The organism is Leptospira chreensis (assembly GCF_016919165.1).
Classification (GTDB): Bacteria; Spirochaetota; Leptospiria; order Leptospirales; family Leptospiraceae; genus Leptospira_A; species Leptospira_A chreensis.
Window position 1 is genome coordinate 92,195 of the sequence record NZ_JAFFPS010000053.1, and the last position, 21,195, is coordinate 113,389.

The following is a 21,195-nucleotide window of genomic DNA, read 5'->3' on the forward strand; positions in this document are numbered from 1 at the left end:
CATGCGTCCATTTCTCACTCGATTCGGATTGACGAAAGTAAAAAATACCATAGGTTTAGGGAATGAAATTATCAGGAAATACAGTACTTGTCACTGGATGTGGTATGGGAATCGGGGCTTTGACGGCAGAACGATTGGCAAAAGAAGGAAACGATATCATTGGTGTGGATATCAAACTACCATTATTAAAAGAAATTCAAAACAAGGTAGAATCTCTCGGTAGAAAATTCTACGGTTTTGCTTGTGACCTTTCCAAAGAGTCAGAAGTAGAATCTCTAATCAAACAAATCAAAAAGAAACGTTTGAGTTACCAAATCCTAATCAACAATGCCGGAATTGCACCGAGTGGAGCTTACGAGGGAAAGGATTTTTCCGTTTGGAGTAAAGCCATCCAAATCAATGTGACTGCTCCCATGAAATTGGTTTATCTTTCTCTTCCCATCTTAAAAGAACAAAAAGAAGCAGCTATCATCAATTTAGCAAGTATTGCAGGTAAGTTTGGAACAGAAGGAACGGTTACCTATTCCGCAACAAAACATGCAATGGTTGGATTTTCCCAAGCACTTAAGATGGAACTTTACGAAACACAAATCGGTGTTAGTTGGATTTGTCCCACAATGGTGAATACTAGAATGATTGCCGGGGTCAAACCTTCCCTCTTTACACCTGTGATCGAACCTTCCCAAGTAGCCGATGCCATTCTTTACGCGATCAAAAAAAATCCTGGGGAAGTGATGGTTCCATCCTACTTACGAGCATCCATTGTCATCCTACCTGCCTTGTTTCCTAAATTTTCGCTTTGGTTGGCAGTGAAAACAAAAGCCTCAAAAGGTTGGCTTGTGGCAAACAAGGGACTTGAGAAAAATATTCCTGTTTAGAGGATAGGTTTTATGCATATTTCTCAGATTCTCGGTAAAAAACAAACCACCATCAGCTTCGAATTTTTCCCTCCTAAAAACGCGGAAGCATCTGAGGATTTGTTCCGAAACATCCAAGAATTGTCCGAAATGAACCCGGCCTATGTAAGTGTAACTTATGGGGCGGGTGGATCCACAAGAGACCTCACTCATGACTTGGTGGTAAAACTCCAAGAACAGACTGGTTTAACAATCATTAGCCACCTTACCTGCGTTGGCTCTACCAAAGATGAAATCAGAGACATCCTCAAACGATATCAAAAAAGTGGAATCCACAATATCATGGCTCTACGGGGAGATCCACCGAAAGGACAAACCGAATTCAAACAGACCGAGAATGGTTTTGCTTATGCCGGTGAATTGGTTAGTTTCATCAAAAAAGAATTTCCAGAAATGGGAATTGGTATCGCAGGATTTCCAGAAGGACATCCCTCCACTCCCAACCGTTTGAAAGAAATTGAATATTTAAAATGGAAAGTGGACCAAGGTGCTGATTATATCTGTACACAAATGTTTTTTAATAATAACTACTTTTATGATTTTGTAGAACGTTGTGAAATTGCAGGAATCAAAGTTCCCATCATTGCCGGAATTATGCCGGTCACTTCCAGAAAAGGAATGGCGAGAATGGCAGAACTATCTTTAGGAACCAATTTCCCGGCAAAATTGTTAAAATCTCTTTCCCGCGCGGAAGACGATTCCTATGCAGAGAATGTGGGGATCCATTGGGCAACAGAACAAGTAAGAGATTTGTTAGACCATAAGGTCGCAGGGATTCATATGTATACGCTTAACAAGTCTAAGGCGACTAGAAAAATTTACGAATCACTCGGGGTTCGAAACTTCGACAGTATTGGTTGATGCGGACGCAGGTGTCGGTGTGATTCCCATCCACCGATTGTCTTTCCAAATTCCTTCCACTACTAAACTACCTTTTGCATTGATGATCTTTGCCTGGCCTTGTAATTGGTTGTTTTCCCAATACCCTTCCAATACCAAACCATCAGAATAAATATATTTTCCCAAACCTTGGCGTTTTCCTTTGGAATACAAACCAATGAATTTATCTCCATTGGCAAAAGAATAAACTCCCAAACCTTCTTTATATCCGAATTGGTAATTACCTTCAAAAACATCACCATTGGCATAACGGTAAATCCCTGAACCTTGTTTGATATCTTCTAAAAATTCTCCGTCAAACCGATCGCCATTTTCATATTGAACCTGGAATTTTCCGTTTCTGCAATTTTCACCTTCACAGATTTTTTGGTTCGACTTGCAGAAGCAGAAAAGGTATAAAAATAAAAATATAAAGTTTTTGGATCGCATGTATGGTCAGGGAGAAGGTTTTTTTTCCGTCAATTAATAGGTGCAATCTCATATATAAACTAGTTCGGAATTAAGGCAATAACATATGTCACAAAAAAAAGCGCTAATCGTAGACGATAGCACAGTCACTCGTTTGATGATCCGAAAGATTATTTTAGATAAATACCCAAATTGGGAAATTTTGGAGGCTGATACTGCGGATGCTGCCAAGATCGTTTTAACCGAACACCAAAATATTGATTTTTTTAGTTTAGACCAAAACATGCCAGGAACCCTTTCGGGATTAGATTTAGCAGAAGACCTCAGAAAAACTTACAAAAATACAAAAATGGTTTTGATTACAGCTAACATTCAAGATGCGATCAAAAATAGAGCAAAGTCAATAGGAATTGATTTTGTAGAAAAACCTGTAACCGCAGAAAAAATCTTTCCACATCTAGATTAAACATGAATTCTTTAACTGAAATAGAAAGAGATTCGTTATGCGAACTATTCAACATTAGCCTTGGTGCGGCTGCCAAACTAATGGGTGAAATGATTTCCGATGAAATATTACTCACCGTACCAAGTTTAAAACTAATCACAACAGAAGAAGCAAAGAAAATAGAATATCTTGCAAATCAAGATGTATGCACAATTGAACAAAAGTTTGTTGGTGAAATTGGTGATGGTTCTGCATTCTTATTATTTCATAAAAGCGCAAGTTTGGAAATAGTCAAAATGATGATGAAGGACTATGTAGCCTTAAACGAAGTTTCACAATTTGAAAAAGATGCACTCAGTGAAATTGGAAATATTATCTTAAATGCCATATTGTCAAATTTATCCAAATTGTCTGATTATAAAATAGAAACTCATGTTCCAGAATTCTTTGCTGGAAAATATGAAGATTTATTGTTCGGACGGAACCCAAAAAAAGATAACTCCATCCTTTTAGTTTTTATTGATTATAAACTAAAAGGAAAGGATATTAAAGGATATATATTTTTCATTCTTAATTTCGATAGCATCAAAAACCTTTCTAGAGTACTCATTGAAAAGTTAAAACAGTGAACTCTCTCAGTGAAAAGCATTTACTAACGATCGTTAAAAAATCCGGGATAGGGATTCTTATTCTGGATAAAAATCTAAATATTGTTTTGGTAAATAGTTGGTTTTTAAAAAGTTCAAACCTCAAAGAAGTAGACTTACTGCATTCTTCTTTTTTAGAAATATTTCCTGAATTAATCAATACCAGGACATTCAAATCCATTGAACTTTGTTTGCAGTATTCGCAATATTCCATATTAACTCATACTTTAAATCCATTTCCATTCCCCCTTTATGATAATGAAAAAAGAAGGGAAGCCGAAGAACGAATCTATCAATATTTACATATCATTCCTATCTCCATTGAAGATGAAACGGATCATTTTTGTATGATTCAGATTTCAGATGTTTCGCAACAAGTGGTTCGGGAAAAACTTTTGCGGGAACAAATGACCTTAGCCAATCAAAGAGAAGTCGAAGCACAAAAAGCATCCCAAGCAAAAACAGATTTTTTAGCGTCTATGAGTCATGAAATTCGGACTCCACTAAATGCCATCCTTGGAATGACAGATACATTAAATGAAACTGAATTAACAGAGGAACAACAAGAGTATTTGACTGTCCTTCGAAATTCAGGAAAAGCCTTATTCAATATTATTAATGATATATTGGACTTATCACGGATTGAATCGGGAAAATTTGAGATGGAACATATCCATTTTTCCATTCGAAACCTATTGAATGAAACAGTTTCATTATTTTTCATGAAGGCAAAAGCCAAAGGGATTCTAATTGAATTTCATGTAGGAGATGATATATCCGAAAGTATTGCTGGTGATTCTACAAGATTACAACAAGTTCTTATTAATTTGTTAGGCAATGCGATGAAATTTACTGAAAAAGGAAAAATTTTCGTAAATGCTTCGTTATGCGAAAACAAAAAGAATTTAAAAATATCGGTAGAAGATTCTGGAATTGGAATTCCTTCCGAAAAACTGGCATCTATATTTGAAAGTTTTACTCAAGTAGATAGTTCAACCACGAGAAAATATGGTGGGACTGGCCTTGGATTGACCATTACAAAAAAATTAATTCAGCTGATGGGTGGGGATATTTCGGTTGTCAGTGAAGTTGGGGTTGGGTCCAAATTTATATTCGAAATACCTTATGAAGGTTTTATCAAACGGATTTCTGGAATTCACCAACACTGGCTCAATTTAGAACTTCCTGAACCGGAAAATTTCCCCAACTGCAAAGTCCTTTTAGCAGAAGATTCAGAAGAAAATATTTTTATCATTAAGACTTTTTTTCGCAAATATCCAATTGATATTGTTACCGCTTATAATGGCAAACAGGCTTTAGAAAATTTCAAATCACAGAAATTCGATATCATTCTTATGGATATGCAAATGCCAGAAATGGATGGAATGGAGGCCACAAGAGAAATACGAAAAATCGAATTGGCTAACCAAACTAGTGATAGTAATTCCATACCAATCATTGCCATTTCAGCAAATGTTCAAAAAGAGGATATTAGCAAAAGTTTTTTAGCAGGAATTACTTCCTACCTTTCAAAACCAGTGAGAAAACAGGAAATTCTGAAGTTGATGTATTTTTATCTCGCAATGTAACCATCAATGATTGGTTATGCGAATCTTATTTTAAACTTTTTTGAACGGCCGTATCTGGATATGCTTCCAATACATTCGGCTCTGATAGAATTTCATTACCTTTTTCCACAGACACAAAACCTGGTTCTGTTTGAAAACTCACCAATCGTGGAGAAAACTGATTTAGGATTTGTATTCCATATTTTTTAGAAATTCGTTCTAAAGATTCTTGTGATTGGTTACTAGAAAATGTCACAATCAAAATTCCCGGTAACACAATGTTAGCACCGGCACCGACGGAAGTAGAATATACTTCTGTTACTTTAGCAGTCGAAGTCGATTTGGATGATTTGGGAAAAAGTTCTTTGCCAGCCGGTCGAACGTTCCATCCAAACTTAATCCCTTGTTTGCCTTGATTTGTTTGTTGGTTCGTCTGAGCCTGATTTTGGTTTACAAATTCAGCTACAACACCAGGGTTCCGATAAAAAGTTTTAGTGACTCCACCTTCCACAAAAGTAATGGAACTCGGGGGGTCTTTTGGTTCTGCGCTGAGTGGAACCAACATCCACCAAACTAAAGTTAGTAAGCAAATCCAATTGGTAAAATTCATTCTTTGTTTGTCCATTGGTTTACCTTCCATAAATTCGTAATCGAACGGAGTTGATGGATCCCGTGTCAGAGGCACTGGCATCATACACTCGAATGATCCAAGTCCCGTTGGGATTTTCACCTAAAGTGCGGGCCAGTCCAAAACGGTAAGTGGGAGAACCTGTCATTGTTGCAATGGAAGTATTTCCTGAAGAACATAAAGTATTACTATATGGATTGAGACATGCATGTGCCTCTGATAGGAAACTTGTTGTTCCACTTGGCGAGGTAATGAGAATGTATAACTCTGGAAAAAAAGTGTGATGTGATGTAAATTCTACATCAACATACTCAATGTAACTAATACTAGAGGTAACAGGATAATTAACCGTTGCACCGGTCACAACATCATTATCGGGAATAGGAGTGTTGGGAGACAATGTTGCCTTGGTATCGATAATTTGTGGTGCCACAATGTTTGGCCAAGTCAAAGCCCTCTGAATGAGATTCGTAGCATCTACTGCACCAAATCCATATTTATGGTTGATATTGAGTCCTGCTGCATTCATACTCCAATCCGTATCTCCTGGATCGTTTTGTCTCGCAGAATAAGCAACTAACTCGCGTATATCGCGCCAAGTTAAACTGGATTTATCACTTGCCAAAAGGGCGATGACACCGGCAGCCAAAGGAGTCGCAGAAGAAGTTCCATTGAATTTTCTTGTATAGTTTGCAAACGAATAATCTCCAGAAGTACCACCAGCATTCAAGCCGTTACTACCTGTTGCATCCGTAGTAGAAATGGCAGTTGTGTAGGCGGTTGCATTATTCCCTTGGGTATGAGCAACTGCCCATAAGTTAGCACCTGATTCTGAATAGTTTGCTTTAATACCATCTTGACCAATTCCGCCAATAGCCATCACACCATAATAATTGGCCTGGCCATCGTAATTGGCATTATCGACAAGAACGGGAGAAGAAATGGTCCCACCATTGGCTCCATTGCCCGCGGCCCAAACATAGACGCTGCCTTTACCAGACTTACCCTTTTGAATTCCTTCGTTCACCCCTTGTTGCCAAAGAGAACTAGATGGCCAAAGCCAACCATATCCATCAGGAGAACCCCAGCTATTATTCGAAATAGAAACACGGACCGATTCATTCACCATGGCCCGATATTCATCCGAAGTATAAATGGTCGATTTTTCGAGTATGTTGACACCAACTATCTTAGAACAGGGGGCAGCTCCACGAACACCAATTCCATTTCCCCCTCTTGCGGCAATTACACCGCTGACCGCAGTTCCATGAAAACTCTTTGCATAGGAATGCGTAGGATAGATGGTACTGTTAAGGAGATTCAATCCACGTGCAGTCACAGAAATATTAGAAGATAGGTCTTCGTGACGAATGTCGACTCCATCATCGACAACACTCACAATCACTTGATTTCCGGAAATACCTAGGTTCCAAACAGAATTTACATTCGCGTCCTCACCAAAGATACCTCCAGATTGACCCATGTTTTGTAAATGCCACTGGTCGAAATAAAGTGCGTCACCACTTGCACTTGGAGAAAAATTACAGTTTTCTTCACTCGCATTCGCTACTGCTTGAAGAAGGAGAAAATAAACAAGCGAGTCACTGAGCGGATCATTATCATTGACTGGATTACAATTTCCAAAGAAGGTAATAACAAAAACAAGGATAGAAATTGAAGTTTTCATTCGATTCATCTGATGGAAATTCCCGACCTATTTCTTATAACATTCGAACCGGCCGAAACAATCCAATTTCAAACAAATTTGAAATCTTTTTTAGGCTTTCGCTTCTGCGAGTCTTTTGGATCTGTCTTCTTGCACCAAAGCATCAATTAATTCGTCCAAGTCACCTTCCATAATGGCTGGTAAATTATGACTCGTAAAACCAATACGATGGTCAGTACAACGACCTTGTGGAAAGTTATAAGTTCGAATTCGTTCCGACCTATCCCCTGACCCCACTTGTGCCTTTTTCAGAGCATCTGCGCTTTGTTTTGCGGCATCGGCCATTTGGTCAACAATCCTTGCACGTAAAACTCGCATCGCTTTATCACGGTTTTTGATTTGAGAACGTTCTTCCTGCGAAGCAACCACAATACCGGTAGGAATATGGGTGATCCTAACAGCAGAGTCAGTTGTGTTTACGTGCTGTCCACCTGCACCTGACGACCGATATACGTCAATTCTTAGGTCACTTTCCCTGATTTCTACTTCTTTTTCTTCTGCTTCTGGGAGTATAGCAACCGTTACTGCGGAAGTATGAATCCTTCCCCCAGATTCTGTTTCTGGAATTCTTTGCACTCGGTGAGTTCCAGATTCAAATTTAAATAAATCGTAGGCCTTATCATCATCTAAAGAAAATACAATTTCTTTAAAACCGCCGATACCTGTCGGGCTTGCATCAATGATTTCTGTCCTGATTCCTTGTTTATCCGCATACTTGTTGTACATTCGGAATAAATGTGCACAAAATAATCCTGACTCTTCCCCACCTGTTCCGGCACGGATTTCCACAAGAATACTTTTTCCAGAATTTGGATCTGGAGGTAATAACATGATTTCGAGTTCTTTTGCTAACTCTTCTAGTTTTTTTTCACCTTCTTCTATTTCCGATTTCAACATGGCATGCATGTCTGGGTCATTTTCGGACTCAAGAAGTGATTTTGCATCCTGGCAATCTTTCGTTATTTTCAAATAATCATCGGCTTTTGTATATACGGGCGTTAGGCGGGATCTTTCTTTCGATAGATTCTTCAATGTATCAGGTGAAGTGGCTCTAGCGAGCTCATCCTCGATACGCAGGTATTTTTCTTGAATTTTTTTCAATCTATCTATCATGTCTATGGAAAGGATATAGAATGCCTGTTTTTGATAAACCAAAATCTAACGAGGATTTAAGAAACCCGTGAACGAAACGCAATCCCAGGCCAAATCCGAAGGTTTTTTAGACGGCCTAGTCGAATTATTTGCCGGCTTAGAGGATTACAGAAGCCCCTACGCACCCACAATCCAACCTCCAGACAATCTCATCCAGGAATTGGTTCAAAATGCTTCCTTTAAATCAGGGCTCGTCAGCGCCACCTGTTCCCTTCCCCCAGGCCCTCTTGGGATTCTGAGTATCCTCCCTGAATTACTTTTTGTGTACCGAATCCAGGGCCATTTGATTTTAGACATAGCCGCCCTTTATGGAAAAGAAGTCCAGGTCACAAAAGAATTATTACTCTATTGCCTTTTTAAACATGGCGGGGCTCACGTGTTTCGTAAAATTATAGAAGAATCATCCCTAAAAATTTTGATTCGCCCAACAACCGTTAGAGTTTTTCAAACAATGTTAGAAAAACTAGGTTTGATGATTTCTAAGTCCATTCTCCGCAAACAATTTGCTCGTTGGATTCCGATTGGAGGGGCTGTAGTAACCGGAACCTTTGCCTATTATGATACAAAACGTGTTGGCAAAACAGCCATGGATCTTTTTTCTAAAGAAATCCATGGCGAAGAAATTCGAGAATTTTTGGAGTCTCAGTGAAATTATTTTCTTTTTTAATCCCTCTTGTTTTATTTCTTATCTCTTGCCAATCAAAACATGAATCGTTAGTATCCGAAATAGAAGATTTAATCTCCAAAGAAAAATACGAAAAGGCTTTAGTCCTATTACAGGATAGGCTCTCCGCCAATCGCCCTACATCAGAAATACTTTCCAAAAATAAACCGAACCAACCTCGTTTGTTTGTGCTCTCCGAAGATAGAACCAAAATTGTTTGGACGGAAAACAAAACTCTTTATTTTAAAGACTTGGTCAATGACAGTCGAAACTCCATTGAATTAAAACTAAGACCAGATTCGATACAAATATCAGCTAACGGTAATTTTGTGGCCGTTCAATATCCGTTAAAACAATATGGAGGTTGCGCCTTATTTGGATACTCCACTTCCGATTCCTCTTTAGAACATGAATCCATTGTACACATCCCTTGCAAAACCGGAATGACCATCACCAATTCAGGGGATTTGTTAGTTTACTTCTTTGAAAACCAACTCTTCGTTGAAAGGACTGGCAAAAGTTCAAAACCAGAAAAGTATATCAATGACGATCTTTTCCCCACTCCCTATCCAAAACTAAAAACACATTATCACATCACATCCATTGGAAACGAGTTTTTGGTATGGTCTGGCATTGGAGGATCATACAATTTATTCTTTTTGAATTTGGAATCAAAACGAGTGAATCTCCTTTCCAAAGATATCGTACTACCAAGATTTTATTATAACAATGGAATTTCAGGTTATGTTGTCGGTGGAAAAATCGGGGACCTCTATCTTAAGGAAGTTGTTTACCACCAAGGCAAAACTCCCTCCATCAATCGAGGAATTCCTATTGTGACTCGCGAAGCATTCTCTTGGAGGATGAGTGGGAAAGATGAATTCATTGCTACCAATCAAAATGATCCCAACCAACCGATGAAATGGAAGGTTGCTGGTAAAAAGGAACATTTTCCATTTTTTATAGAGAGGTTGTGGGGAGTCGCTGGGGACCGAATCGTTTATGAAAGTAAAAGAGGGGAACTGGTGTTAGATGATCTTAATTTTTCAGCAGAAGATTGGATGATTTATGACTATTTCAAAAAAGTAAGAAAAATGAACGATGGCTAAGCTGCCTGTTCCTTTTCTTTTTTTGCAGAAAAGATATCACAAGCTTTGTAAGTGTCAGTGATACAATGAGAAGTAAGCCTTTCTAGATCTTCCAATTGTAAACGATCTTTGGAACTAGGACAAATGGAGAGTCCTTTAGAATACAAAGGGCATTTTACATAAAACTCATTTTTAGGAAGGGACTTCTGTGCCATAACTCTGAAAATTTTTGGGGAAAGGAATGCCCTGTCAAATCGATTTTAGGTCCGATCTCAAAATTAAGGATTCAAAAAACCGTACAATCCCGGAAAATTAAAAGTACAAGTTTAAGATCGTAGGAGTTTCTACCGATCCCACCTGATCTTCATTCGAAAAGTCTCTCAGGTTAAATGTTTTTCCATTCCAGTTTTTATCATATAAATGCCCAGCCATAAACACTTGTACAAGGTCTTGTGCTTTTGTTGATTTGATAAATTTTGCCATCCCTTCTTGTTTCCAAATATTAGGATCTTCTAAATCAAAGGATTCCCATTTCATATTAGGATAAGAAGCCGATGGGGAAATCAAACCATCAATTGGTTTTCCCACAAGACGGTTGTAAATACTACTATCGAAAACTTCTTGCCCAATGAAAATGGCAACCTTCCAACCTGGTACAATCCAAACTCGATCCTGAGTGGCTTCACCAGCCGAAAGAACTTTCAATTCATCTTCTGTTAAGATGGATTTTTTAACCAATGGATCCATTAACTTTCCATCAGCCGAAAAAGGAATGGCGACATTGTATAAGGGCCCTTTTGGATCGATCACAAGACTACCTTTGACAATCTTTGGATTCGGTAAAATGATCGTTCCTGCTAAAATCGGGACATTGTATTGTTTTGCTAATTCAGAAAAAGTTCGGACATATACATCTGCCATTTTTTCTGCTTTCAAATAAAACAAATCGGAAATTGTAAAATTTTCCCCTTTGGTCTTTAGAGCTGATTCCAAAGAATCCGAATTCAAAAATCTAGATTTTTCATCTAAAAACAATAATCCAGTTCCAGTATGTTCTGGAAGAATAATGATTGTTTTGCGATCAAAAATTCCGGCTGTTTTACCTTTGTTTAAAGTTTCTTCAATTCGTTCTTTCCACCACTCTTCTTTGACAAAGTCTTCTGGTTGCAGGACCAATTGAATTCCAACTAAATTACCATACTTTCGATCAATTCCATTGGTTTGAATGGTAACATCATTCCAAGGTTTTGTGGGTTTGGAAATCTCTTCATCGACTTCGGGTTTGCTAAAATTAAAGTTAAAATCAAAATTAAAGTCAAAACTTAGATCCGGTTTCGGAATATCAAACTTTGGTAAAGTGGTTTGATCGTCTTTTAAATAGGATGCTGAAAAATAACCAAATCCAAACAAAACAAGAAAAGTGAGAATCTTATAAGGGGGAACATATAAATTATGCATATTTTTTTAAATAGAGTTGGATTGCATCCAACATATACTCCGAAAAAAGTTTGGATGGATCATAAGTTTTGATGTCAACCCAATCCATAAAATCGTGTTCATCCGACAACTGGATGTTTCCGTCTACTAGTTTGGCTGAATAAGCAATGATGATACAGGGAATATTCCCTTCATTCACCATATGTTTATGAATAAAAATTGGTTCTGGACTTACATCAATTTTTATTTGTTCTCCCAATTCTTCTGTTACTTCGCGAAAGATACTCTCAGACCAATCAGAAAAAAATTCGTCTTCGTTCATCCGGCCACCGGGAAGATCTCCATGGCCCGACTTTCTGTCACGTAATACCAATAACTGATCTCCGTTACGAAGAAACAACTTCTGTGTAATTTGAAAAAAACCGTGGTTACTCACAAAAACTTTCCCCAAACATTAATTTGGTGGTCAACTGCATACAAATCTGGACTCGGAAGTTTCTTAGATTTATAATCATTCACCATACCTAATGAAACACTGGCTAACTGCGAAATGATCGGATCCATTGATTCTGTAGGAACTCCAAAAAATAAAAAGTTTACCGGACTTCCGTCACTGATTAAAAATACTTCTTTCTCTATTTGTTTTTTCTCAATTCGAAAGATGATTTTGGAACCCAAGTCCATTTGTGTTTGTGGATCTAAAATTCGATAGAAGGAAATTTTCAAATCTTCTCCGCCTAATTTTGGATTTTCCGATAGATTTAGTTCGTTTGTCCATTTGATAAAATCGGCAAACTCAACTGTTTTAGTGGAACCGGAGGCAATAAACAATTGTTTGTGTTTGCTATGCAATATCCAGGATTCCCAGGTTTTCGGTAAAATAATGGATTCCCCTGTGACACCAAGAATCAAATCGATCTCGGTAAACTCGGTATCCGATAGATGAGTAAAATCGGATTTTAAGTATCTCGATTCTTCCGTTATTTTTCGATCTACTTCTAAAATATCTAAATTGTTTTCATGAAGGAATCCACCGATTAGGTAACGTTTTAAAAAACCACCAATGTTACCTTTTGATCCAAGTAGTAGAACTTTTCGTTTTGATAGAACCTTACCGATACCGTGCAAAGTGTTATCCAGTGCATTCAAAATGGAACGAGCTACTTCCTTCGATTCTTCTTGTGTTTTTTCCGTTGAAATCGCGATCGAAAAAGCTGGTAAAAACAAAGATTTTTTATCCGCTTTCACTTTTACTAAACGATCATATCCGTTTCGAGTATGTTCCACAGTTCCGATCACATGAGATTTCAGAATTTCCTGGAATGATTTTTCTCGGATAGAACGATCTTTTGTTTCTACCCAAAATTCATCCAAAACAGCTCCAAATGAAACTCCATCTAATGCACGTTCGTTTAAAATGGGGGCTACATAACCGCCATCTTCAATCAAAATTAGTTTTTCATTTTTTTGAATGGTAGACAGTAATTTATTTAAAAACAAAAATACGGCCAATCGTCTCATCGCATCAAAAAAACCTAATTTAGCATCTTCTAGTTTATGACGGAAAGTAGCGTGAACTTCAAAATCACTATACAAAGGGGATACACCATAATAAGGAGTATTGTTTTTTGTGAGTTTGAATTCAAGACCGGCCATAAAAAACATTTCTGTTGGTATATCCAAAAGAATATCCAAATACACAGGAGGGATATTACCACCATACTTAACGAAGGCGACATCCAAAGAATTTGCCTTAAGCCGTCGGAAGGTTTCTATGAGTGAAATGATTTCTGAAGTAATGTGGTGAATCAAAAAAATATGTACACCTTCAAAACTAAAATTATGCCCATGCGAATTTGCAATTTCTTCCAACATCGGCATCCGTTTCAAATAGAAGGAAGAATCAAGTAAGGTTCTTTTCTGATTGATACTAAAATTCAAAACACGATCTAAACGAGAAAGATCCACATAAACAGAAACCTTTCCAATGACAGCACGGATGGTATTTCCCTCTTTGATTTTTTTCGAAGCAGAAGAATCTTCGAGTAAAAGAAAAAGTTTTTTTAGAATCGATAATGAAACACTAGGATCCGAACTTAAAATCAAACTCCGGTATTGTTCTTCCCAATAGAAATTTATATTTGTGAGTTTACCAAGTGGCGTTTTTTCAATTTGAGAAAATACTTTACTAAAATGACTATTTTCCTCTTCGTAAAAGGTTTCCCCTTTCTGGGCGGCATTAATCATTCCATTGCTGAGTGATTCACTAATTTTGGAGGCCCCTGCAATATATGTTCTTGTATGAGCGTCGCTAATGATTTCATGTTTGATATTTGCCAAATTCAAACATCCGTCTTCCTGGGTATCAATTGTTATGCGAAGAAAAAAATCACCAATTCGATATTGGCTAGCAACCCTTTCCATCAAAATGTAATAACCAGAATCGTGAACAAATTCGGTTTCAAAGGGAAATAGCAATGCTACAGACGAATTACGGTTAGGATCTTCACCGTAAAATTCCGGGTGAATTTTTTTTGCTACAGATTGCTGTTGGAAGGAACCGAATACGAAACGTAAGTTTTCTTCGAATTGTTCCCGGAATAATACCCAGTCTTTTAAAATCCCCGCTCTAGCGAATACTTGCACATGTTGGATATGCATATCCACCAATTCGTGATTGATGTTGGGATTGATTTTGTAAGTAAAAGACAAATCACCGGGAAGAGAATGTAATTGGTTGCCAATCTCTTCTCCGATGGTTCGAGAAAGAATAGAAAGTCCAAAAAAGATCCTTAAGTGTGTGAGATCTATTTCCCAAAGTCCATCTTCTACGGGAACGAGGACTGGTCCGAGCGATGTATGTATCTCTTTTTTTTCTGGCATAGAGTTATTTAAAATCAACCACTACCTTAACACTCGACGGATCTTTTGCTGTTGCGTACGCTTCTTCCAATTGGTCAGAAGAAAAACGATGTGAAATCAAATTGGTTTCCAATGCATGAGTAATGTTTGGATTGTCGCGAAGTAAGGAGATGGCCATATGAAAATCTCCACATCGAGAACTATGAATTTCTTTTCCCTCAGCAAAAAACTTAGCGACCAAGTTTGTCTCTTCTGCCCATCCATTTCCATGAGTAGGGTCAATTAGAATGGCACCCCTTGGGCGCACCAATGAGTTTTCATGATTCGGGTTCGGTCTGATGGCAAGACTCAATTCTTCCGGATTGGAAACAACAACGAAGTCAAATCTTGGCAGCCGATCGGAGAATGCAGCCGAACTTAAGATAGTTTCTGCTTGCGTTGCATTTCCTTCAAATACAGTGAAATGTTTTTTTAGATTCTCTTTGATCGTTTCAGAAACTCCGCTAAATAGAAATACGTTTTGGTTTTTGCGAGTTTCCTTTTTCCAATGAAACAATGAATTAGATTCTGAATAAGGAAGGATCGAAAGTTCATCAACAACAAGTTCTGTCAAATGAGCAATGCCTGCCATCACTTGACCATTGGTTGTTTTGAGATGGACTTCGCGTTTAGCAATCTGCAATGCAGATTCAAATCCAGAAGTGGTGGAAGTTGTGTCATAAACTATATCAAACTTATTTTTAAGTTCCGTAATCTCCGTTTTGCGAAGATCAACAACTTCGTCGGCACCCATAGCTTTTGACAAAGTAACCAAATGATCGTGGCGAGTGATTGCCGTTATGCGAAAATCCGCTCCATTTGTTTTTCGATAAGAAGCGAGAGCAGCTAAAATCAAACTCCCCAAACGACGAGGTCCAAGGACCGCTACATGGTCTCCTGGTTTGGGAGGGGAAGCAAGGATTGCTTGTAATGCCGCCGCAAAAGGTTCCATAAGAACTGCTGCTTTTGGAGAAACTCCCTCGAGCGAAATCGCGGCATGAATCGGAGCTAAAATATACGGACCGAATCCACCAGGAAGCCGATCAATTCCAAGCACTCGCCTTTCAGGGGAATGGGTTGGGATCCCTTCCTTACAGAATGCATCTGGGTTTTTGTCCCCGCGAGCTTCGAAGGTATCATTAATTTCGACTACAAATTGTTTGCCTTGGTTCTCACCAAGACCTTCGGCAAGGACTTCATGCCCAATGATTTGAGGAAGAGGGAAAGGCAAAAAACGTCTGTCAATATCGGTAGAACAAACTCCACAGGATATGGTTTTGAGAGGGATATAACCCGGGCCTAATTGGAGATAGGGTTGGCCATTGCGTTTGATTTCCCAACCTTCCGTTTCCGTTCCAAAATACTCGTATTCTGCGGATTCAAACGAGTCATCGGATGTATAATCCTTCGCTCGAAATTTTAAGTTCATTACCTATTGTTGATAAAAAAAAGAAGAATGATCGTCAATGTAAAAAAGGTAAAGTTCAAAAGAAAGGCCTGTCTAATTTCTCGTCTCTCGTTATCACCAAGCAAGTAACTGGTAACAAAGACAGAAAAAAATCCACCTAAATGCGCCCAATGAGCCACTTGGTCACGTGCAAACAAATTAGTAACATCCGAATATACCATCATCCAACCAAATAGAAATACGGGAAAAGGAATGGACCTTCTTTTCGAAATTGGAAAACGAAAAGGAGAAAGTAAAGTGGCAGCCGATGCCAAACCGGAGATGGCGCCACTTGCCCCCACAATCGGAGTTCGATCACCTAAAATGAGACCTCTTACCACTGCATCACCTAACACAGACAATAGGCCGGCCATAAAATAAAACAATAACCACTTACTCTTACCAACTCGGTTCTCAACCACCCGACCAAGAAGTAAGAGGAAAAACAAATTGGATAAAAGATGAGCACCAGATCCGTGAAAGAAAGTAGAAAGAATCCAATTGATTGGTTCGAATTCTCCCGGTGTTGCAATAAAGTAAACTCCAACCAATTCCGGAAAAAAAATAGAAACAACGGGGTACAACAAAAAAAGAAATAATGAAAATCCAGCAGTGAGTGGGAATTCCCAAAGAAATGATCGCATAACTATTTAAATGTGGGACGTTTTGGTTCTTCGGGGTTTCTTACGTAGGAAGGATCAAAACCAGGAATCCCTGCTGCCAATTCATGTAAGTCCGGTTGTTTCCAAATGAGTTCATAATAATCCAAAGCCCCATAAGAATCAAAATGACTATCGTAGAGTAGTCGTAAATACTTTTCGCGGTCCGAAAAGATGATCCTGTTGACTTCATGAACCATTTCCGCAAAAGTTCGGCTTTCTTTATCGAATTCATCGACTGAATCATGTAAAAGTCCAAGAAGGACAATGTACTTTTCCGCTTGTTTGAGGGACTTCAGAGAATATGCCAACTCTTGGAGTTTCATCAAATACAAATAAGGTCGGATGTTTTTTCCGATAATTAGTTTCTGTTTGGCAACGGCGATTTCACGATACCCTAATCTAAGATAAGATTTAGTTTCTGTTTTTTCCTTTCCATTGGCAAGTCTAGCAAGCCGTCCCAATTCAATTTCCAGTTCTTCAATTTCATCTTCCAAAACATGAATGTAAAGTTGGATGAGTAACCCTTGTGTCCTTCTGAGTTCCGCGTAGGAACGCCCCAAATCCATTTGTAAATGGAGAATTTCTGATTCTATATGGTGTTGTACGCAACGTTTGAAGTATTTTTTTTGGTCTTCTGTTCCTCGATTGCTGATTGTAGAATTTAGAATGCGTAGAAACTCGTAGTTGTCCTTAAGCCCGTAGCTAACACGAATTAACTGAGTTGCCTTGGAACTGGACTGATCCGGTGTCATCTCTCCGATTGCTGTCAAGAAGAGTAGTAGTATTACCGAAAAACGTTTCATCTATGGAAATAGTTTCGGTCGTACGCAGAAAACATTAGCATGATAAAAAAGAAAAGACATCTACGTCTCATATTCTAGAATTATGTCGAGAGGAACCTGTGCAAAAGTTAGGATCACTACCAACTTCCCCTTCGGAAGCCATTGACCTCCTGAAATCCGAAATGGACCAACCGGTCTGGGAATCACGTCTTTTGGATTTAATGAAATTAGCTGCGGATGGTGATAAAAACACCTGGACTATGATCTACCAAATCATTCGAGAAGCCGACTCTGGTCGACTGAGTTGGGGATATCATAAAGTATTATTATCCGGTATGGTTTACCTTCTCTCCTACGTGGGTGATTCTAAAAGTTATCGGGTTCTGTTGAATTATGTCAAGTCACTCGACCGTGCCATTCCCATCGGTGCCATGGAACTGATCTCCGATTTACTTCCCACATTTGTTGAATTGGATATTCGCGAATTGTTTACCATCGCTTCGAATTCGGATGAACTAAAGTCTGCATTTGGTGTTCTAGCATTGTGCAAACTCAATATGGAAAATCGACTTTCTGAAGATGAAAAAGAAAAACTAAAAACTTTTTTATCTACATATAAAAATTATAAATACTACCTCTCTGATACAATCGAAGTAACGTTAGAACAATTAAATGAAACGGATGCAAGCGACATGTTGTCGGAGTTAGATGGAATCTTTCAATGAAAGCAGCAGTTTTGCCCGCCGGTGCCAGATCTCTTGAAATTCAAGAATTAGATCTCCCTTCCCTTCTTCCCAACCAAGTAAAAATCAAAGTCAAAGCCTGCGGAATTTGTGGGTCAGACATTCACCTTGTTCTTCATGGAAAGATGAAAGCAAGTTATACTCCTTGTGTTCCAGGCCATGAAACTTCCGGAGTTGTGGAAGAAATCGGAGAACAAGTCACCAAATTTAAAAAAGGTGACCGGGTGGTTGTTAGCGCCGGCACTTCTTGTGGAAAATGTAAACACTGTTTGGCGAATAGGGAAAATCTTTGTGAAGAGATTGGAGTTCTTGGATTCAACCAGCGGGGTGGATTTGCGGAATATTTACAAATCGAAGAACGATATTTACACCAGTTACCTGACGAAATTCCTTTTACAGAAGGCGCCATTCTTGCCGATGCCGTTTCCACTCCCTACCATGCCGTCAAATACCAAGGAGAAATCAAACCGGGGGATACAGTTGCCATCATTGGTTGTGGTGGCCTCGGAATCCATGCGGTAGCCATTGCCAAGGCACTGGGAGCAGGTCGTATCTTTGCCGTGGATATTGATAGTGGGTCTTTAGAAAATGCAAAAGCGTACGGGGCCGACGAACTCATACTCGTTGAAAAAAATATGCAAGTGGGAAAGGTTCTAAAAGAAAAATCGGGCGGTATAGATCTGTTATGCGACTTTTCTGGACATATGCCCAATGTCGAAAATTCTGTTCGTGCTATGAGCCGCGGGGGTAGGATTGTGCTCGTGGGTATCGGCCGAATCAAATTAGAAATCCCCATGCCGTTTTTTCTCATCGAACGACAAATCAGAATCACAGGTTCTTATGGTTCTGATAGAAGGGCCATCCCTGAACTCATCCAACTCTATAAAGATAAAAAGTTAAGTTTAACAAAGTCCATCAGCGGTGTTCATAAGTTAGAAGAAACAAATGAGTTTTTACATGCCTTGGAAGAAAAAAAAGGAAATCCGATCCGGTTTATCATCAATCCAGAATTATAAGTTCTGGATTTAAATTTGTTGGTTTCAACCTAAAAGTTTTGGGTTCCATGAAGATGGTTCCAAGTTTAGAATTTAGACTGCTTTCTATTTAATCTCTACTAAGAGAAAACTCAAATCATCCATTTGGTATTTCCAGCCGACCGAGAATCGAAAGAGCGAATCTTGGACTATCTTTGCCAGTTCTTGGATTTGTTGGTATCGATTGTCCCATAACAATGATTTGAGTCTCTCTTCGCCAAAACTTTCACCGACATCATTTAACAAATCAAAAATTCCATCGGTGTAGAGTAAGATTTTGTCACCGGATTCCAGTTTCATCGTCTCCTCGGCATAAGGTAAATGAGAGAACAAACCCAAAGGTTTCCCTTTGACATTCCATTGAATGACATCTGATTCCGAATTTCGAATTAGAAAAAATCCTGGGTGGCCGGCATTACTGAATGTGGCAGTATAAGATTCTGTATCAATAAATAGATAAGAAGCGGTAATGAAGAGGTTTTTTGTTTTTCCCACCAAATGCCGATTCATCGAATGAAACACTCGCGATGGAAATTGTAAATAGGCGGAAGCTCCCACAAAGGCCATCTTCGACATAGCGGCCACCATAGCCGAAGAAATTCCATGCCCAGAAACATCTGCCATCAGGATGGCCCAATTTCCCATACTATCTTTGGTATGGTCAAAATAATCTCCGCCCACCGACTCTAAGTTTTGCGAAAAACCAATGATACGAATCTTTTCATCTTCATTATACTTGGAGGATAATAATGATTTCTGGAGTGCATGAGCCAAAGCCAAATCCTTATCAATTTGGATTAATCTTTGTAGTTCTTTATTTTTATTTCGTAATTCGGCATTCATCCTGCTAATGGAATGTAACAAATCCCAATAGTGTTTAAAAACAAAAAATCCAAACAACACTAACATAATAATAAAACCATAATGGATCATTCGATGTCCGTACCGAATCCATTCAAGATCTACTAAAATATCATGTAGGCCTGCAATGATGATGGCCAACAATCCTAAAGTAATCGTCCGTAGATTTTTATTTCCTTTGATTAGAACATAAGCAGAAGAAAAAATGGCACCGATCGCTTCTAATACTATGATCCAATGATAATCATCTTCGCTATTCAGAAAAGAGATCCCATCCTCGTAACTACTCACAAGCGATATAAAAAAAACAATCAGATGGAGGCCGGCGATTACCTTAAAAAGATTTCGAAAGAATGGAGGAAAAATCCCAATCAAAAAAAGTAAAAGGGCAAAGGGGAAAAAAGCAAAATTGATAAAGGTCAGCGGAATGACAAAATAGGAAAACTGGTTCAAGGCGAATCCAACAAAACCGTTGAGTACCTCAACTAGAGATGCAGAAAACAAAAGAGTGGCGAAATTCAGAAATATGATTTCTCTCTTTCTTAGAAAATAAAACCCAAGGAAAACAGTGGAAAGAATTAATAAAATCGGTGCGAAGAAAGTTTCTGAAAAATTATCAATAAACAAATCAACAAGCGCCATGGAATGATCTTTAAAATATACTTCCCGATCCATTCCGATAAAACCATGATATCTAGATTGAAATTGGATGATGAGTGAACCAGAAGGATTTTGTTTTAAAGGGATGATATAGGGAAAAATATGATCTTGGAGTTTGGATTCAAAAACCAATTCACTACCCTGAAAAATTTTAAATTGCTCCAAAGCGATCTCAACGGAAAGAACCGGACTTTTGAGTTGTCTTACAAATTGATCACTAAATTTAACATATAGATATTGGCTCTCTTTGGATTCCATTCCCAACTGATTGGGTTGCATTTTTCGCCAAACATTGTTAGGAATAGAATTTGGGTCTGATACTTCCTCGGAAGACCAAAAGTAATACCGATCCAGAAGGTAAATGGATTGTTGGAATTGGTGGTCCGGTTTGACTTCCGAATGTAAGTCCAAACAACTTGAAAATAAAACCACAAACCCTAAATAAAGAACAAACTGTGAGAGAGTATGAATCGATTTATATGATTTGACTTCTTTCAAAATTTTATTCCTATAGGATAGCAGGAT

Annotated in this window: 21 protein-coding genes; 9 read left to right on the top strand and 12 right to left on the bottom strand. The window is 38.4% G+C overall.

The annotated features are described in order from the left end of the window. The first annotated feature begins 62 nt into the window (after positions 1–62). A complete protein-coding gene (locus tag JWG41_RS14400) occupies positions 63–878 on the top strand; it encodes an SDR family NAD(P)-dependent oxidoreductase (RefSeq protein ID WP_205270619.1) in 816 nt (271 codons plus the stop codon). Between the two features lie 12 nt (positions 879–890). Beyond that, positions 891–1,778 (top strand): methylenetetrahydrofolate reductase [NAD(P)H], encoded by an 888-nt coding sequence (gene metF / locus JWG41_RS14405; protein WP_205270620.1) that lies wholly within the window; start codon positions 891–893, stop codon positions 1,776–1,778. Here metF and JWG41_RS14410 read toward each other — a convergent pair. Beyond that, positions 1,743–2,246 (bottom strand): MORN repeat-containing protein, encoded by a 504-nt coding sequence (locus tag JWG41_RS14410; RefSeq protein WP_205270621.1) that lies wholly within the window; start codon positions 2,244–2,246, stop codon positions 1,743–1,745. The genes metF and JWG41_RS14410 overlap by 36 nt on opposite strands. 85 nt (positions 2,247–2,331) lie before the next feature. Here JWG41_RS14410 and JWG41_RS14415 point away from each other — a divergent pair, with 85 nt between their 5' ends. Genes JWG41_RS14415 through JWG41_RS14425 form a run of 3 tightly spaced genes read left to right on the top strand, consistent with a single transcriptional unit; the run spans position 2,332 to position 4,906 of the window. After that, positions 2,332–2,691 (top strand): response regulator transcription factor, encoded by a 360-nt coding sequence (locus tag JWG41_RS14415; protein WP_205270622.1) that lies wholly within the window; start codon positions 2,332–2,334, stop codon positions 2,689–2,691. Positions 2,692–2,693: 2 nt separating this feature from the next. Beyond that, the gene (locus JWG41_RS14420) at positions 2,694–3,299 is read left to right on the top strand and encodes a chemotaxis protein CheX (protein ID WP_205270623.1); all 606 of its coding nucleotides are present in this window, start codon (positions 2,694–2,696) and stop codon (positions 3,297–3,299) included. Further along, positions 3,296–4,906 carry an ATP-binding protein gene (locus tag JWG41_RS14425; RefSeq protein ID WP_205270624.1) on the top strand — a complete coding sequence of 537 codons (1,611 nt, stop codon included), beginning with the start codon at positions 3,296–3,298 and terminating at the stop codon, positions 4,904–4,906. The genes JWG41_RS14420 and JWG41_RS14425 overlap by 4 nt, the downstream gene beginning before the upstream one ends. 25 nt (positions 4,907–4,931) lie before the next feature. On the opposite strand, the gene JWG41_RS14430 is transcribed toward JWG41_RS14425, so the two are convergent. The 3 genes from JWG41_RS14430 to prfA form a co-directional block, all read right to left on the bottom strand. Beyond that, positions 4,932–5,579, bottom strand: a complete 648-nt coding sequence (locus tag JWG41_RS14430; protein ID WP_232374018.1) for a hypothetical protein — start codon at positions 5,577–5,579, stop codon at positions 4,932–4,934. Continuing rightward, positions 5,515–7,209, bottom strand: coding sequence for a S8 family serine peptidase (locus JWG41_RS14435; protein WP_205270625.1), 1,695 nt, complete (start codon positions 7,207–7,209; stop codon positions 5,515–5,517). Before JWG41_RS14435 ends, JWG41_RS14430 begins: the two co-directional genes overlap by 65 nt. Positions 7,210–7,290: 81 nt before the next feature. Further along, positions 7,291–8,352 (bottom strand): peptide chain release factor 1, encoded by a 1,062-nt coding sequence (gene prfA, locus JWG41_RS14440; RefSeq protein ID WP_205270626.1) that lies wholly within the window; start codon positions 8,350–8,352, stop codon positions 7,291–7,293. Between the two features lie 67 nt (positions 8,353–8,419). Here prfA and JWG41_RS14445 point away from each other — a divergent pair, with 67 nt between their 5' ends. Continuing rightward, positions 8,420–9,040, top strand: a complete 621-nt coding sequence (locus tag JWG41_RS14445) for a hypothetical protein (RefSeq protein ID WP_205270627.1) — start codon at positions 8,420–8,422, stop codon at positions 9,038–9,040. After that, a complete protein-coding gene (locus JWG41_RS14450) occupies positions 9,037–10,164 on the top strand; it encodes a hypothetical protein (protein WP_205270628.1) in 1,128 nt (375 codons plus the stop codon). The genes JWG41_RS14445 and JWG41_RS14450 overlap by 4 nt, the downstream gene beginning before the upstream one ends. On the opposite strand, the gene JWG41_RS14455 is transcribed toward JWG41_RS14450, so the two are convergent. The 7 genes from JWG41_RS14455 to JWG41_RS14485 all read right to left on the bottom strand — a co-directional run bounded on the left by JWG41_RS14455 (position 10,161) and on the right by JWG41_RS14485 (position 17,393). Then, the gene (locus JWG41_RS14455; RefSeq protein ID WP_205270629.1) at positions 10,161–10,358 is read right to left on the bottom strand and encodes a hypothetical protein; all 198 of its coding nucleotides are present in this window, start codon (positions 10,356–10,358) and stop codon (positions 10,161–10,163) included. The genes JWG41_RS14450 and JWG41_RS14455 overlap by 4 nt on opposite strands. A 97-nt stretch (positions 10,359–10,455) precedes the next feature. Next, on the bottom strand, positions 10,456–11,601 hold the full coding sequence (locus tag JWG41_RS14460) for a carbon-nitrogen hydrolase family protein (protein ID WP_205270630.1): 1,146 nt from the start codon (positions 11,599–11,601) through the stop codon (positions 10,456–10,458). Next, a complete protein-coding gene (locus JWG41_RS14465) occupies positions 11,594–12,016 on the bottom strand; it encodes an NUDIX domain-containing protein (RefSeq protein WP_205270631.1) in 423 nt (140 codons plus the stop codon). Before JWG41_RS14465 ends, JWG41_RS14460 begins: the two co-directional genes overlap by 8 nt. Then, positions 12,013–14,463, bottom strand: coding sequence for a hypothetical protein (locus tag JWG41_RS14470; RefSeq protein WP_205270632.1), 2,451 nt, complete (start codon positions 14,461–14,463; stop codon positions 12,013–12,015). The genes JWG41_RS14465 and JWG41_RS14470 overlap by 4 nt, the downstream gene beginning before the upstream one ends. Positions 14,464–14,467: 4 nt before the next feature. Further along, the gene (locus JWG41_RS14475) at positions 14,468–15,910 is read right to left on the bottom strand and encodes an MDR/zinc-dependent alcohol dehydrogenase-like family protein (protein ID WP_205270633.1); all 1,443 of its coding nucleotides are present in this window, start codon (positions 15,908–15,910) and stop codon (positions 14,468–14,470) included. Then, on the bottom strand, positions 15,910–16,572 hold the full coding sequence (locus tag JWG41_RS14480; protein WP_205270634.1) for a rhomboid family intramembrane serine protease: 663 nt from the start codon (positions 16,570–16,572) through the stop codon (positions 15,910–15,912). The genes JWG41_RS14475 and JWG41_RS14480 overlap by 1 nt, the downstream gene beginning before the upstream one ends. Positions 16,573–16,574: 2 nt before the next feature. Beyond that, the gene (locus JWG41_RS14485; protein WP_205270635.1) at positions 16,575–17,393 is read right to left on the bottom strand and encodes an adhesin OmpL37 family surface protein; all 819 of its coding nucleotides are present in this window, start codon (positions 17,391–17,393) and stop codon (positions 16,575–16,577) included. A 161-nt stretch (positions 17,394–17,554) separates the two neighbouring features. Between JWG41_RS14485 and JWG41_RS14490 the strand changes: the two genes are divergently transcribed. After that, entirely contained in the window at positions 17,555–18,097 is a 543-nt protein-coding gene (locus JWG41_RS14490) for a hypothetical protein (RefSeq protein WP_232374025.1), read from the top strand. Further along, entirely contained in the window at positions 18,094–19,131 is a 1,038-nt protein-coding gene (locus JWG41_RS14495) for a zinc-binding dehydrogenase (RefSeq protein ID WP_205270637.1), read from the top strand. The genes JWG41_RS14490 and JWG41_RS14495 overlap by 4 nt, the downstream gene beginning before the upstream one ends. An 84-nt stretch (positions 19,132–19,215) precedes the next feature. Here the strand turns inward: JWG41_RS14495 and JWG41_RS14500 are convergent, their stop codons facing one another. Next, entirely contained in the window at positions 19,216–21,168 is a 1,953-nt protein-coding gene (locus JWG41_RS14500; protein WP_205270638.1) for a PP2C family protein-serine/threonine phosphatase, read from the bottom strand. Positions 21,169–21,195 lie beyond the last annotated feature (27 nt).

Bases quoted from the DNA above. Each gene is read 5' to 3' on its own strand.
- JWG41_RS14400 (WP_205270619.1), top strand. From the start codon at position 63: ATGAAATTATCAGGAAATACAGTACTTGTCACTGGATGTGGTATGGGA.
- metF (WP_205270620.1), top strand. From the start codon at position 891: ATGCATATTTCTCAGATTCTCGGTAAAAAACAAACCACCATCAGCTTC.
- JWG41_RS14410 (WP_205270621.1), bottom strand. From the start codon at position 2,246: ATGCGATCCAAAAACTTTATATTTTTATTTTTATACCTTTTCTGCTTC.
- JWG41_RS14415 (WP_205270622.1), top strand. From the start codon at position 2,332: ATGTCACAAAAAAAAGCGCTAATCGTAGACGATAGCACAGTCACTCGT.
- JWG41_RS14420 (WP_205270623.1), top strand. From the start codon at position 2,694: ATGAATTCTTTAACTGAAATAGAAAGAGATTCGTTATGCGAACTATTC.
- JWG41_RS14430 (WP_232374018.1), bottom strand. From the start codon at position 5,579: ATGATGCCAGTGCCTCTGACACGGGATCCATCAACTCCGTTCGATTAC.
- JWG41_RS14435 (WP_205270625.1), bottom strand. From the start codon at position 7,209: ATGAATCGAATGAAAACTTCAATTTCTATCCTTGTTTTTGTTATTACC.
- prfA (WP_205270626.1), bottom strand. From the start codon at position 8,352: ATGATAGATAGATTGAAAAAAATTCAAGAAAAATACCTGCGTATCGAG.
- JWG41_RS14455 (WP_205270629.1), bottom strand. From the start codon at position 10,358: ATGGCACAGAAGTCCCTTCCTAAAAATGAGTTTTATGTAAAATGCCCT.
- JWG41_RS14460 (WP_205270630.1), bottom strand. From the start codon at position 11,601: ATGCATAATTTATATGTTCCCCCTTATAAGATTCTCACTTTTCTTGTT.
- JWG41_RS14470 (WP_205270632.1), bottom strand. From the start codon at position 14,463: ATGCCAGAAAAAAAAGAGATACATACATCGCTCGGACCAGTCCTCGTT.
- JWG41_RS14475 (WP_205270633.1), bottom strand. From the start codon at position 15,910: ATGAACTTAAAATTTCGAGCGAAGGATTATACATCCGATGACTCGTTT.
- JWG41_RS14480 (WP_205270634.1), bottom strand. From the start codon at position 16,572: ATGCGATCATTTCTTTGGGAATTCCCACTCACTGCTGGATTTTCATTA.
- JWG41_RS14485 (WP_205270635.1), bottom strand. From the start codon at position 17,393: ATGAAACGTTTTTCGGTAATACTACTACTCTTCTTGACAGCAATCGGA.
- JWG41_RS14490 (WP_232374025.1), top strand. From the start codon at position 17,555: ATGGACCAACCGGTCTGGGAATCACGTCTTTTGGATTTAATGAAATTA.
- JWG41_RS14495 (WP_205270637.1), top strand. From the start codon at position 18,094: ATGAAAGCAGCAGTTTTGCCCGCCGGTGCCAGATCTCTTGAAATTCAA.